This is a genomic window from Aulosira sp. FACHB-615 (assembly GCF_014698045.1).
Lineage (GTDB): Bacteria > Cyanobacteriota > Cyanobacteriia > Cyanobacteriales > Nostocaceae > Nostoc_B.
This window is the reverse complement of the sequence record NZ_JACJSE010000007.1, coordinates 112573-126112: the sequence shown is the minus strand read 5'-3', so window position 1 is coordinate 126112 and position 13540 is coordinate 112573. Positions and strand designations below refer to the sequence as shown.

Genomic DNA, 13540 nt, shown 5'->3' with positions numbered 1-13540 from the left:
TGCGTAATTCAATAAATTTTATTTGAGTTTATAGCGTTTCTTGGTTGAGTGCAGTACAAGTAGATGGAGAAAAGAGGCTAGAGGCTAGAGGCTAGGGAAATGTACCTCACTGGAATGAGAACTGCTATATTCACTTTTCATACTTTATACTTCTTCTAAGGTGTTGGGAGAGGAAGATTAGTGGGTAAAGGTGTTGATTTGCTGTTATCAACAGTTTGTCGCCATTCTGATAACTCCCTGTTAACGGCATTGACAAAATCGGTAGATACTAATAATACATTGATATTGCCGTTTGGTTGTGTACCTGAGTCAGCTTGAGCATACACAAAACGATTATTAAAATTAGATTTGCCCAAAATTAACTGATGGGTTTGCTGATTTTTCAGTTTAATCTCAATGGTGGCGTTGGGTTGAGCTAAACCAAATTCTGTTAGTTGGTTAGCAAAGGTTGATACAGTGTTATTGCTCTTACCTTTAACCAACAAATCCATTAAATAAGAAACGATCGCATCATTGGCTGAATCTGATACTGGATATTTCAGCAACCATTTAGGATTACTCCCCTGAGAGTTGCGTTCCAACATCAGAGTGTAAGCTTTTGTTTTCACTGTCAAAGACTGCACATCATCTTCCGCAAACGTGAAAATTTGCTGTTGTTTCGCCTTGACTTCTTCTTGCTGAGTTGCACTTCTAATTTCATGGAAATACACGAAACCACCCAAACCCAGCGCCAACAATACTAATATTAAAGTTGTCTTTGGAAATTTCATTGTTTAGTTAGGGACTGACAATTAAAAAAATATCCATTATTTAGCGACAAGGAAGACAAGGAGGACAAGGGAGACAAGGAGGACAACGGAGATAGAGGTCTTGTTGAGTGAACAAAATTGGATAATTTATTTTTTGGAGTACCCTTAATCATTAAATGGATCTATCTCTGTTCACCTACTCCCAACTCCCTAAGTTCTTATCTTCTTCGCCACCAAATGAAAGCGGCTGTTAAAAAGCCAAGCAAAGGTAATACCAACAAAGATGACAATGTTAAAACATTGGCTTGTGATGTTGATAAAGTGATGCGACGATTTTTCGGTTCTTTGGGACGAATGGAAAGAGTCTGCTGATCCTGTTGACTCAGCCAAGATACAGAGTTGAGGAATACATCACCATTTAATTGCTGTTGAAATACTCCATCGGTAGCAAAATCTGAATTTCCGAAGACTACTAAGCGTGATTCTTTTGGAGTTTGTTCAGATTTCTCGGCTGTTGTGGGTGTGGGCGTTGGTTGGGTTGTTGGTGTGGGTAATGGTGTGGGCGTTGCTTGTGCTTGGGTTGTCGGAGTTGGTAAAGGTGTTGCTGGTGCTGGGGTTGTTGGTGTAGGTGTAGCTGTGGGAGTAGGCGTTGCTGGTGCTTGGGTTGTCGGTGAGGGTGTAGCAGGTAATTTTCTCGTCAACGCCGCGCCTAAAGTTAGTGGCCCTTTGAGGTCTTTGTCAGGATTAAATTCTAATTTTTCGCTTTTTAGGTCGCTTTCCGCCCAACTATTAGGATAGGCTTTGGTTCGCACTAGGGGCGTAGACTCAACACCAGCCACGGAGGTAATTTCTACTGGTCTAGCCAAGCGATAAAAAGAAATACCGTTGCCAAAATCCTTGGTAATTGGGTGTTGTCCGTAGTCTGTGATAATGGGTGCTGCGGGGCCAAGTCCCACACCTGCACCGGAAACATCGACGGCTAAACGATTATCGAGACGCACACCCCACTCTTGTAATAAAGGACTGAGTTTGGGGTCAGTATCAGGGTCAATCATCAGCAGCAAGTTACCGCCACGATTGAGATAATCTTGTAAAGCTTTCACCTCTGCGTCAAAAAAGCCACGTTTAGCACCGGCGACGACTACAACAGCAGCATCATTGGGAACTTGCAATTTATCAGCTAAATTGAGTGGTTCAACGGTGTAACCTTTCTCGCTTAATCCTTGCACAGCTTGAGAAATACCGCTTTCGCCACCAGTCAGGGGATGTTCACCGTGACCTTGGACAAAGTAAGCTTTAATAACTGTGGAATTAATTAATTGTTGTAGTCGGTTAGTTAATTTAATTTCTGATAAACGTTCGTTGACATTTAAAGATTGCACTAATTGGCGTTTGTTACCCGATTCTAAATAAACTTCTCCATATTCTTTCACCCCAAATCTTTCTGCGATTCCGGGTCGGCTTTGGGGGTCAACATATTCAAATTGAAATTTAGAACTTTGACGTTGATAATTTTCTAATAATTCTCTATCTTGGGGATTTTGATTAGTATCAAATACCCAAATTTTGACTGTTTGTGGTAGACGGCGGACTAATTCTTGTGATTGGGGTGCAAGGGTAAATAACTGAGTTTCAGTTAAATCTTGGCGTAGTTGATAACGAACACCTAAAAAGTTAATTAACCCTAAAATTACCAACACAGCCGCAGTCGCAACAACCGCATTAGTTCCGGCTTGGGTAGAACGACTCGCCCACCAACGGCTGTGCTGACTTTGCCAAAATACCCAAAATCCAATAATGGCAATTCCGGGAATCATAAATGCTAGGGGTAATAGTCCCCAGCTACCAGATACTAACCCGGCTGTGAAACCGACCATAAATAGAAACGGCCCCAGCCAAAACAAATATTTCCAAGGTTGCTTTTTTGTGATTTTTTTCATATTTTGTCCTCTGTCATTTGTCTTAACCAATGAACGCCAGTTGCTACAAGTCGGCGAAGCCGCCCAACGCACTGGCTCCTAATGACTAATGACTACTTATTTATTGCCGTTGAAAACGCAGAGCATCAATTGATTGTGCTGTGAGAAAGATACCTAAAAAAATGTAACTAGCAAATAAAATTAAGGCGCTGGTGTCAAAAATTCCTTGAATAAAGGTGTTGAAATGTTTGAGTAATGATAAATGAGCGATCGCTTCGCCCACGGGGCCGCCTATACTTTTAGCTATTAAATCCACAAATAACAGTAATAAAACTAAGGCAAAGGTCATCACAGCAGCCAGAATTGTACTGTCTGTTAAGGAAGAAACAAACATTCCCAGTGATAAAATTGCGGCTGCCAGCAAAATTAAGCCTAAATGACCAACTAGAAGAATCACTGGCGACATGGGAGGGTTAGAAGCACCAATGGCGATCGCTTCAAATATCAACAGTGGTGCGACCATTGTAATTAAGAATGTCACCACACCTAATAATTTGCCGACTGCTACCGCCCAATTGGTTAAGGGTGAGGTGGCTAATAACTCTAATGTGCCGCGTTTGCGTTCTTCGGCGTACAGTCCCATCGACAAAATTGGCAAAATAAACAGCAATAACCAACCCATCCGGTCTAAAAATGCCCGAATAAATTCATAAGGGACATCAATTAACGGGACTGGTACACCTTGTTGACCTTGTAAGTCGATGGCTGCAACGGCTGGTAAAATTCCATCGGGGCCGAACAAAATGGTGACAAAAAATAACCCGGAGATAAACCAAAATACCCCGGCGATCGCATAAGCTAAGGGCGAGACAAAGTAACTCTGTAACTCTCGGCGATAAATGGCAATAATATTCGCCAGTACTATACCCATTTATGCTGCTTCTCCTTCGTTGGCGATTGAGTCTGTCTCTGGTTCAAAACGCTTTTCTTCTGTAGTTAGTTGCAAGAACACATCTTCTAAAGTGGCGCTGACTCGGCGCATTTCTTGTAACCCAAACCCAGCGCGGATTAAGGTGGCGGCGATGTCTCTTCCTGGTTCGGTTCCCGGTTGAGCAATCACGCGCAAATAAGCCCGTCCGTCTGTAGGATTGATCAGATGATGACCAGGAATTGATTCTACCAGACTCACGCCTGCAACATTTTGTAATACTTGTTTGGCGAGATTCGCTTCGCCATCAATTTCCAATTCATATCCTGAGCCACCTGTCAACTGTGTCATCAGACTTTCGGGAGTATTAGTAGCTACGACTTTTCCCCGATTAATAATAGCAACACGACTACAAGTCATACTCACTTCTGGCAAAATGTGAGTAGACAAAATGATGGTATGTGTCCCAGCGAGGCTTTTAATTAAATTGCGGACTTCAATGATTTGGCGGGGGTCAAGTCCAACGGTGGGTTCATCTAAAATAATGGCTGGTGGATCATGGACGATCGCCTGAGCGATACCAACTCTTTGGCGATATCCTTTAGAAAGCTTGCGAATAATGACTTTTTGCTTATCTTCTAAATTACAGCGTGCGATCGCTGCTTTGACTTTGGTGGTGCGATCGCCTGCGGGTACGCCTTTGATTCTGGCGACAAAATGCAAAAACCCCTCCACCGTCATCTCTGGATATAATGGCGGTGTTTCTGGTAAATAACCAATGCGTTGACGCACCGCCAAAGAATTATCATGGACATCAAACCCAGAAATTTTCGCTGTACCGCTAGTTGCAGGTAAATAACCCGCTAAAATTCGCATCGTTGTGGTTTTACCAGCGCCATTCGGCCCCAAAAACCCTAAAATTTCCCCTGGTTCAACCCGAAAAGTTACATCCGTAATCGCTGGGGTAGAACCGTAAGTTTTACTGAGATGTTCAACTTCAATCATCGGTCTGTGGGCGATCGTCAATTAAACAATACCCAACAATCTTAGATCAATTCGTAATTCGCTGCGGGCGATCGCATCGCCACCCCAAATGAACCGCGAAAATCCAACGATGATTTCTGCACTTGGTGTAATTCGTAATTAAATAAGACTTACATACAGGTTATGCAATAACGAACCACAGAGGCGCAGAGGTCACGGAGTAATGAGAGTTTGAGAGAGTTATTGCGTAAGTCCTATTAAAATTAATCGTAGGTTTGTCTTTTTTAACTTTCACGACACCCAACACCCTGTTTATGATAGCCTCCTCTCAAGCAAACTATTTCACACCCGAAGAATATCTCCAAATGGAGGAAACAAGCTCCATTAAACATGAATACATCGACGGCTACATTTACGCAATGGCTGGAGCAAGTGATCCTCATGTTACCGTTGCTCTCAACCTTGCTGTACTTCTGCGGAGTCATGTGCGCGGTTCTGGATGTCGTGTTTACATTGCTGATATGAAAGCGCGAATTGAATCTTTAAATCGATATTACTATCCTGATGTGATGGTGACTTGCGACTCAAGAGATCAAGAAACACCTGTACATAAAAGATTTCCTTGTTTAATTGTCGAAGTTCTATCTGACTCGACTGAAGCCTTCGACAGAGGTGATAAATTTGCTGATTATCAAGCAATAGAAAGTCTAAAAGAATATGTTTTAATTAACACAAAACGTAAGCGAGTTGAATGTTTTCGACGTAATGAAGATAATTTGTGGGTTTTACAAACATACACATCCCAAGAACAATATTTTCAACTCAATAGCATTAATTTTGAGGCAACAATAGCAGAACTTTACGAAGATGTAATGTAATAAACAGGCGTAGGTTGGGTGGAGCGCAGCGCAACCCAACAAAAATCTCGGACACTCAACATGGATATACGAATTAACGCCGTGTGCAACTTTCTCTCAAACCTAACCCCCAACCCCCTACCGTGTATACACAAGTCAAAAATTTTCGTGTTCAACCACATCCCGCCTAGAACTAAAGTTCCAGGCTCATAGCCAAAGTCCACAAAGCGTGGACTGGAATACATTTTTGGTTGAGTCATCTGAAGATGACTTGCGCTATGAGACTCGGAATTCATTCCGAGGCGGGACAGATGCACTCAACGAACATTTTACCGAAAGGGTTTCCCGACTTGAGGCGACTGGCGTGAGAGGTTTGGAGAGGAGTTTCAAACCTAAGTTGCACATCGCGTGAATTACGAATTGTCATCGCCACTCGCCTTGCAGAGTAAAAGCAGCCCAATACACAGGTTTACGCCAATTGGGACTTTGCCATAAACTTAATTGCGCGGCGCGGAGGGCAGCAACAGGAGATTTCCCTTCTTTCCACATTTGGCGATAAAATTCACTCATCAATTCCTTCGTTCCTTCATCATCCACATCCCATAAAGACAACACAAGTCTTGGTGAACCTGCATACATCAATCCTCTTGTCAACCCTACCAGCCCTTCTCCTTGAATTTCTTTACCTTGTCCAGTTTGACAAGCACTCAACACAATTAAATCAGCCGGAAAATCCAGGTTGAAGATATCATTTAATCGCAGATATCCTCTTTGGGGTTTACCTTGCTTGTCTACAAGGGAAAGTACAATGCCTGATAACTCTGGGTTAATATCATCAGCAAAACCGTGAGTAGCAAAGTGAATCACACGATATTGATTTAGTTTGGAGTTTGTTACCCAATCATAATTAGCATCAAAATCATAAGCTGCTAGGCTATCTTTTGCTGAACCGAGTTTGAGAATTGTCTGTGCTTCTTCACGAGTTCCAGTTAATCTATCCCAACCGTTGCGGTTGAGATTTTTGGCTGACCTTGACAAAGCCGAACGCTGGAGGTCTAATTCAGGAGTGATGGCAATTGGTTCTGGTTTGCCTGTCACCCGTGAATCATTGGCACTATATACGGGATCTGCGAGAATAGCAAGAGCTTTCGGTGCTTTGGGACGTTTTTGAGTTTCTTGTCTGAGGATAGCAATAGTTGAAGCTGAAGGAAGATTGACAATTTCGTGGTTAACTAGCAGTGGTTGATAAGATTCTTGAGTGGTTGGATCAGTGATTGCGGCAAAGGGAATATTTTGTAAAACACCATCCGCGACAATTACCAAGCGTTTGTTTGCTAACTTGTTGGCGACTGGAGCCAGGATAATATGACTTAGTTGTTTTGCTGCTGCTGCTTGTTGTTTAGGGGAAGCTACTACTCTGACTATACTTTGGCGAAAATCATTTGCTGCTTTTTCTATCTGTGTTTGTGGCGGGAGTTCATAGCTGTCTAGGGAATTAGGAGTTACAACCCAAAGATAACTGCGTTCTTTACCTAATGAATATTGCAACAGTACAGTATTTGCATCGAGTTGCTGCTGAATTTGCGCTGATTTTAACGGTTCAGGATCTTTGAGTGCAGCATATTTGGGGCTAGTTGTGCGAATTTGAGTTTGCAGTTGTTTGTATTGATTAAGAAGATTGGCAATTTCTTGTTTGAGTTCTTGAATTGTGGTGGCGGGTGCTGCTTTGCTGATTAAATCTCGACGCAGTTTATCTTTAGCATCAATTTGTTCTTGCAGACTTTGTTCTTGTGCTAATAATTTAGGATCAACACCTTTGCGGATTTTGGCATTGGCTTCTGTTAATAGTTCTAATAGAACCCTAGCGCGGGAGCGTTCGCTGATGTGTAGTGCTTGTGCAGCGTAACCTTTGGATGGTTCTTTTTTGTGCAACTGCATTAGCAAGTCGATGTAAAATTGGTAATAGTTTTGTACGGTGGCAAAGTAAGAAGTACGCAATTCTTGACTGTCGATTTTGGTGCGTAATTCTTCGATGATTTTGATAGATGCTTCAATTTGGGTGAGTGCAGTTTGTAGATTGCCTTTGTCTCGTTCTAAGAAAGCAATATTACTGAGAGTAAGAGCTTCACCAGAGCGATCGCCCACCGCACGCCATAGGGGCAGGGCTTGGTTGAGAAATTCTAGGGCTTTGTGCTTTTCTCCTAATGCGTCGTAGACTGCACCAATGTTATTGAGAGTCCTAGCTTCACCTGTGCGATCGCCCACCGCACGAATTAGGGGCAGAGCTTGGTTGTAAAATGACAGGGCTTTTTGCTTTTCTCCTAAATCGGAGTAGACTAGACCAATATTATTGAGAGTCGTAGCTTCACCTGTGCGATCGCCCACCGCACGTAATATGGGCAGAGCTTGGTTGTAAAATGACAGGGCTTGCTGCTTTTCTCCTAATGCGTCGTAGACTGCACCAATGTTATTGAGAATCCCAGCTTCACCTGTGCGATCGCCCACCGCACGTATTATGGGCAAGGCTTGGTTGTAAAATGACAGGGCTTGCTGCTTTTCTCCTAAATCGGAGTAGACTTTACCAATGTTATTGAGAGTAGTGGCTTCCCCGGAGCGATCGCCCACTGCACGTCTGAGGGGCAGAGCTTGGTTGTAATATGACAATGCTTGCTGCTTTTCTCCTAAATCGGAGTAGACTGCACCAATGTTATTGAGAGTAAGAGCTTCCCCAGAGCGATCGCCCACTGCACGTCTGAGGGGCAGAGCTTGGTTGTAATATGACAATGCTTGCTGCTTTTCTCCTAAATCGGAGTAGACTGCACCAATGTTATTGAGAGTAAGAGCTTCCCCAGAGCGATCGCCCACCGCACGATATAGGGGCAGAGCTTGGTTGTAATATGACAGTGCTTGCTGTTTTTCTCCTAATGCGGAGTAGACTAGACCAATGTTATTGAGAGTAGTAGCAACGCCTGAGCGATCGCCCACCGTACGATAGAGGGGCAGAGCTTGGTTGTAAAATGACAGTGCTTGCTGCTTTTCTCCTAATGCGTCGTAGACTAGACCAATGTTATTGAGAGTAGTAGCAACGCCTGAGCGATCGCCTACTGCACGATACAAGGGCAGAGCTTGGTTGTAAAATGACAGGGCTTGCTGCTTTTCTCCTAATGCGGAGTAGACTGCACCAATGTTATTGAGAGTGGTAGCTTCCCCAGAGCGATTATCTACTGCACGATATAGGGGTAGAGCTTGGTTAAAAAATGACAGTGCTTGCTGTTTTTCTCCTAAACTATTGTAGATTGTACCAATTCCCAGTAAAGTCAAAGCTTCGTTAGACTTATCACCTAGTTTCTGCCACAGTGGTAAGGCAGTTTGCCATTTTGCAATTGCCTGTTGTAAGCTTTCGGCTGTGCCTTGCTTGTATAGTTCAAATCCTTCATTGTATGCTTGTTGTGCTGCGGCGCGGGTTGCGTCTGGTTGAGTTGGTTGTTGTGCTATCTGCAAGTCTTGGGTTTTTGATGTGGCTCTCACTGCATCAGATAGCAGCAGCGAACTCAGCAATAAAGGCAAAAATAATAATTTGTAATTCATAATACTTCGCCTATTTCAGTATAAGTTCGTAATTTGTAATTTGATGATGGGTGATTAGATTCCCGACTTCTTGAAGAAGTCGGGGATCTGACTACATCTATTCACCTGTCATCAGAGATATTGCGGAAAATCTATTGTTATCTTACTAATTCGCCAGATTATTTCTGTTGTTGTTGCGTTTTTTGCAACAATGTTCTCTCTTCCCCACCTATACCAGTCCAGTAGGGTGTGCTAGGCGTAAGCCGTAACGCACCGAAAACTTTGGGCTAGATGCAGTACTCTCGCTGATAACACATCCTACGTACATTTCAGAAATCAAATATTAGTCCTATATGTTTTGCTAAATCAGATAAATAAAAAAGCTCAAAATGCTATTTATACCTCCAATATTTTGGCATTTTGGCAGTTAGTTAAAATTTGTCTATGCTAAATTGAAGAATACTACAAGAATGACTTTGAGCTAAACACTAAGCATGGTGTAAAAACTCTTCTTATTGTCTAAATCATCAGTCTTCTTGACGACCTATTAAGTTTAATTACTATTCTTTTTGATAATCCAAGGTGTGTCGCCACTTTCAAGCTATTTCGACGGGTGCAAGCCCGTCTTTTATTTTGCTGATATAGCAAAGCTTAACCCTAATACAAAAGTCGGTAATTATATCAGCAGTTTTGAATTTTGAAGGATTTTATGGCAATTATTTTATTTCAATGTAATTAAGAATACCTGTCTCGCTTAATATCAGCTTTTATAAGTTTTGGATACATCCTATAGGAAGATGCTACAAAGTAAAAATCATGAGTAAATAAATGCGGGATGTTGTTATGCACTGGATTTATAGTCAGGTTTGGTGGTGAGCCAAACCTTTTTTCTTTTTGCAGTTATTCAAGGAATTTGACACAGCTTACTTAGGGAAAAAAGGAATTGATTGCTGCTGGAAATTTGCAATTAAGTAGGTAGATACAATGATTTAGAAGACGCATTTCGACTTCTCCCCAAGGGAGACGCTACGCGAACGCTCAATGCTCGATCCTTGAAAAGACAAGGGTTGAGCGCAGCGATGCACTGAGCCTGTCGAAGTGTCGAAACCCGGTAAATTTAAGTTAGGTTTAATTTAGTCCTTCTACTTAACTGCAATTATCCATAGCATTCCTCAATCATTTATCAACAACAAGACCCCCGACTTCTTGAAGAAGTCGGGGGTCTGAAAGTCACGATACTAAAACAGAAATGTACTGCGAAGAATACCAATAGTAACTGGGTCACTATCTGGTGTATGACCAGGTTCCAATATATGAATTATCCCTGGCGTAATGTAGATGTTATCTGTCATTTTAAAACGATAAAAAGCTTCAATTTGAGTGGTGGTTCCTGGTTGTCCGCCTGCACGCCCTAAACCTGTATTCTCAAAATCAGGGACATTATTACCCACAGGTAAATTACTACTAGTAATTTTTGGTGGTTGTCCGACATAAATACCACCTAAATTCCCTTGAGCAAATAAATCGGGGAAGTTTAAAAATACCATGTAATTAGTCGTTTCCACACTACCCGATCGCCCAGGAATCGAGGAAGTAGTATAACCACCCCACGCGCCGACAGTGAAGCGGGGCGATATTTGCCAACTGAGTGTCCCACCATAGGCGTTGGTTTGTAAGGGTGCGTTAGTCGCTGTTAAACATTCATCACCAACAAAGGTGAGCAAACAACCATCAGAAGCATAATTATTAACGTAATACAAACTCAAATCAACAGTATCAGTCGGTGTTAATAACAATTGCACTGCTGTAGTTGTAGTTCCATCAAACAAACCACTACGTTCACCCGGTTTCCCAGGAGTATAACTAGTATATAAAGCTTGTAAACTGGCACGTTTAGCAAATTGCCAATCTACAGCAATTCCACCATGACCAAAGCCAATATCTAAAATCGGGTTTCTTTGGGCTAACCAAGATAAAGGCCCTGTAGCTGCACTCTCGACTCGCACCGGGCCTCGGAAAGCGTTGGTCATATTTACGCCTTCTGTTCCTACCATAACCGCTAATTTGTCATTGACTAACCAGCGATAATTCAAGTCAATCACAGTTAATTTGTTATCTGTGGGATATTCGTAACTCAGGGCAAAGTCATTACTCAATTTAGGTTTTGTGGTACCATCAGCAGCCACTAAGCCGGTAAATAGATAACTACGGGGCGTTAATTGAGTAGTTAAACTCAGGTAGGAAAAGTTAATAACGTTAAAGTTTGTGCCATTATCATCTGAGTCTTTGACACCATCTCTAGGGTTAACGTCACCACGGTTAGAACTCCGCCCTTGAACACCTACAATTAACAGTCCGTTAAGTTTAGTTGTGGTAGAAAATTGGTTCGCTTCCAGTTCCGCAGTCCGCGCTTCTAAACTATCTACTCGTCCCCGCAAGGTGGCTAATTCGCTGCTAAATTCAGATTGTAAACGTTTAATTGTATCCAAGTCTGCACGGGTCACTAATTCGGCGCTGGGTGCTGCAACTGCAAGAATTTGGTTGATTTTATCTAAGCAAGCATTCATCCCAGCAGCAAATTCATAGCGAGAGACAGCGCGATCGCCCCGAAATGAATTATCAGGATAGCCAGCAATGCAGTTATAGCGTTCTACTAAAGATTGCAACGCGGTAAAAGCCCAATCACTTGGTTGGACATCATTCAATTGTGACACCGATGTAACTTGTGCCATCGGTTCGGTATTTTCTATTACACCCTGATCAATAGAAGCGGCAGGAAATATTGGAGAATCTTGATTGTCTAAACTTAAACTTGGTTGTGTTTCAGTACTAGTATAATCTTGGGCGGAGGCTATCTGTGATCCGCCGTTTAATCCCGCCATCACAAAAGACGCAATTACCCAGTATTTGAGATGATTATAGCGAATCACGTTAAGTTCCAATTTATTAAAGTCTACATTGAATACTGAAGTTCGAGTGTAAGCAAAATTATCAGTTTCGGCATGAGAAATTTTACCGAGTTTGTACCAAATAAGACGAAACTGATTCTGGTCAATAGGCGAAAACGCGAGTATAAAAGTAGAAATAACCAGCCTTGCACCACCTATTAGATTGACCGAGAAGCACTATGGCACATCAATCGCGCAGACTATCGCTAAAATTCTTGAAACGCAATCAAACTTCCCCTGAAATTGCCGAAAAAGTACCCCAAGAGGGAAGTTTACTGTCATCAACGGTAGCGGTTACTGTTTTATTCAGTAGTGCTGGGTTAATTTTGATATTTGCTTGGATTAGTTGGCTGTTTATCTTCAATCCCGACAAAATTGTTTGGATGAACAAGTTTTTACCAGAATGGGCGCAAATTCCCTTTGGTTATAGCGAACATCCCCACACCCTTTCCGAAATTCAAGCCAGCATACAAGCACAAAAACAAACATCTGGCGAGACTCTGGCTTTAGATAAAAATAACAACGAATTTTTATTGCCGGTTTTTCAGCAACGTCCTAATTGTCAGTCTGATTGTGATGAACTGGTAGCATTGCGAGTTTATCAACTAGCAACAGACTCAGAATTTCAATCAAAAAGCGAAAAATACTATCGTTTAGCAACTCAATTATCGGTAACTGGGATAGACAAGTCATTTGTAGATAGTAAAGCCGAGAATGAGGATAATAACCTCTTACCTTTCACCACAATCAAAAGTTTTGATGATGAAACGCCTGCTGCTGGTGTTTGGTTTAATGTGCAAGGAGAATATCAAAAAGGCTCAGGTGCGATCGCTTATGGACAGATTTTATATTACAATCCAGTTCGTTCTAACTTAATTCAACTGCTGTCATGGAAGAGTTCTAACGGTCAATCACCAAAATGGCAACAAGTGACTGGTAATGATGATAAAGAATTAATCTTAGACCAAACAGCCGGTTTAGAACCCCAATTACGGGTTTACCAAGTTAAACCAACCAAACTTTATCTCAACCCAATTCAGTTAGATAAAATTTCTCTCAAACCACCAGCTATTAAAGAGACTCCTTACCAAAACGCCATCTCAATTGCCCGTAGCGGTTTATGGACACCAGCCCTAGAATCGTTAAAATCTCTGCAAAAACAACGCAGAAACGCCTTACCCGCCACAGCCCAAGCCCAAGTTGATTTTATTCGCTTACACTCTGAATTCACCAAAGCACAAGCCGAAAAAACTTGGGCTAGTCCCAGTGAACAAGTCTTAGCAGATTTAATTGATGGTCGTTGGGATAAAGCTTTAAAAGTATTTAAAGCATCACCCCAAAATGTTCAAGAAATTTCTATTCTGTTAAAAGCCGAAAAAGGCAAGTTGTGGAATCGTGTCGCATCAGCATTAGAAGTTAATCCACAACAGCCAGATGTACTCACATGGGGGGCTTTAATCTTAGCTGTTCAGCAAGGAGATGCAAGTGCTACGGCTTGGCTAGAAAAACAGCCAAAAATCTCCAAAGATACCATTGCAGAAATTCAAGATTTACTCAAACGACTGCATCATGAATCGGAAAAATGAAG

The 13540-nt window shown here is 42.0% G+C and carries 9 protein-coding genes; 3 read left to right on the top strand and 6 right to left on the bottom strand.

Annotated elements, in window-relative coordinates; translation table 11 throughout:
- Positions 1-155: 155 nt before the first annotated feature.
- The 4 genes from H6G77_RS13945 to H6G77_RS13930 all read right to left on the bottom strand — a co-directional run bounded on the left by H6G77_RS13945 (position 156) and on the right by H6G77_RS13930 (position 4601).
- Positions 156-770, bottom strand: a complete 615-nt coding sequence (locus H6G77_RS13945; protein ID WP_190871861.1) for a DUF4340 domain-containing protein — start codon at positions 768-770, stop codon at positions 156-158.
- A 197-nt stretch (positions 771-967) separates the two neighbouring features.
- Positions 968-2689 carry a Gldg family protein gene (locus H6G77_RS13940; protein WP_190871860.1) on the bottom strand — a complete coding sequence of 574 codons (1722 nt, stop codon included), beginning with the start codon at positions 2687-2689 and terminating at the stop codon, positions 968-970.
- 100 nt (positions 2690-2789) lie between these two features.
- A complete protein-coding gene (locus H6G77_RS13935; protein ID WP_190871859.1) occupies positions 2790-3599 on the bottom strand; it encodes an ABC transporter permease in 810 nt (269 codons plus the stop codon).
- Positions 3600-4601 carry an ABC transporter ATP-binding protein gene (locus tag H6G77_RS13930; protein ID WP_190592119.1) on the bottom strand — a complete coding sequence of 334 codons (1002 nt, stop codon included), beginning with the start codon at positions 4599-4601 and terminating at the stop codon, positions 3600-3602.
- Between the two features lie 293 nt (positions 4602-4894).
- On the opposite strand from H6G77_RS13930, the gene H6G77_RS13925 reads away from it, so the two are divergent.
- Together H6G77_RS13925 and H6G77_RS35465 are read left to right on the top strand one after the other, a co-directional pair.
- Positions 4895-5458, top strand: a complete 564-nt coding sequence (locus H6G77_RS13925; RefSeq protein ID WP_190871858.1) for a Uma2 family endonuclease — start codon at positions 4895-4897, stop codon at positions 5456-5458.
- A 208-nt stretch (positions 5459-5666) separates the two neighbouring features.
- A complete protein-coding gene (locus H6G77_RS35465; protein ID WP_206758054.1) occupies positions 5667-5849 on the top strand; it encodes a hypothetical protein in 183 nt (60 codons plus the stop codon).
- 11 nt (positions 5850-5860) lie between these two features.
- Here the strand turns inward: H6G77_RS35465 and H6G77_RS13920 are convergent, their stop codons facing one another.
- Together H6G77_RS13920 and H6G77_RS13915 are read right to left on the bottom strand one after the other, a co-directional pair.
- On the bottom strand, positions 5861-9025 hold the full coding sequence (locus tag H6G77_RS13920) for a CHAT domain-containing tetratricopeptide repeat protein (RefSeq protein ID WP_190871857.1): 3165 nt from the start codon (positions 9023-9025) through the stop codon (positions 5861-5863).
- Between the two features lie 1217 nt (positions 9026-10242).
- On the bottom strand, positions 10243-11886 hold the full coding sequence (locus tag H6G77_RS13915; protein WP_190871961.1) for an iron uptake porin: 1644 nt from the start codon (positions 11884-11886) through the stop codon (positions 10243-10245).
- 245 nt (positions 11887-12131) lie between these two features.
- Here H6G77_RS13915 and H6G77_RS13910 point away from each other — a divergent pair, with 245 nt between their 5' ends.
- Positions 12132-13538, top strand: a complete 1407-nt coding sequence (locus H6G77_RS13910) for a hypothetical protein (RefSeq protein WP_190871856.1) — start codon at positions 12132-12134, stop codon at positions 13536-13538.
- The last annotated feature ends 2 nt before the right edge of the window (positions 13539-13540 follow it).

What these genes read in the sequence shown, in the direction of transcription:
- H6G77_RS13945 (WP_190871861.1), bottom strand. Translation starts at nt 770, where the DNA reads ATGAAATTTCCAAAGACAACTTTAATATTAGTATTGTTGGCGCTGGGT.
- H6G77_RS13940 (WP_190871860.1), bottom strand. Translation starts at nt 2,689, where the DNA reads ATGAAAAAAATCACAAAAAAGCAACCTTGGAAATATTTGTTTTGGCTG.
- H6G77_RS13935 (WP_190871859.1), bottom strand. Translation starts at nt 3,599, where the DNA reads ATGGGTATAGTACTGGCGAATATTATTGCCATTTATCGCCGAGAGTTA.
- H6G77_RS13930 (WP_190592119.1), bottom strand. Translation starts at nt 4,601, where the DNA reads ATGATTGAAGTTGAACATCTCAGTAAAACTTACGGTTCTACCCCAGCG.
- H6G77_RS13925 (WP_190871858.1), top strand. Translation starts at nt 4,895, where the DNA reads ATGATAGCCTCCTCTCAAGCAAACTATTTCACACCCGAAGAATATCTC.
- H6G77_RS13920 (WP_190871857.1), bottom strand. Translation starts at nt 9,025, where the DNA reads ATGAATTACAAATTATTATTTTTGCCTTTATTGCTGAGTTCGCTGCTG.
- H6G77_RS13915 (WP_190871961.1), bottom strand. Translation starts at nt 11,886, where the DNA reads ATGGCGGGATTAAACGGCGGATCACAGATAGCCTCCGCCCAAGATTAT.
- H6G77_RS13910 (WP_190871856.1), top strand. Translation starts at nt 12,132, where the DNA reads ATGGCACATCAATCGCGCAGACTATCGCTAAAATTCTTGAAACGCAAT.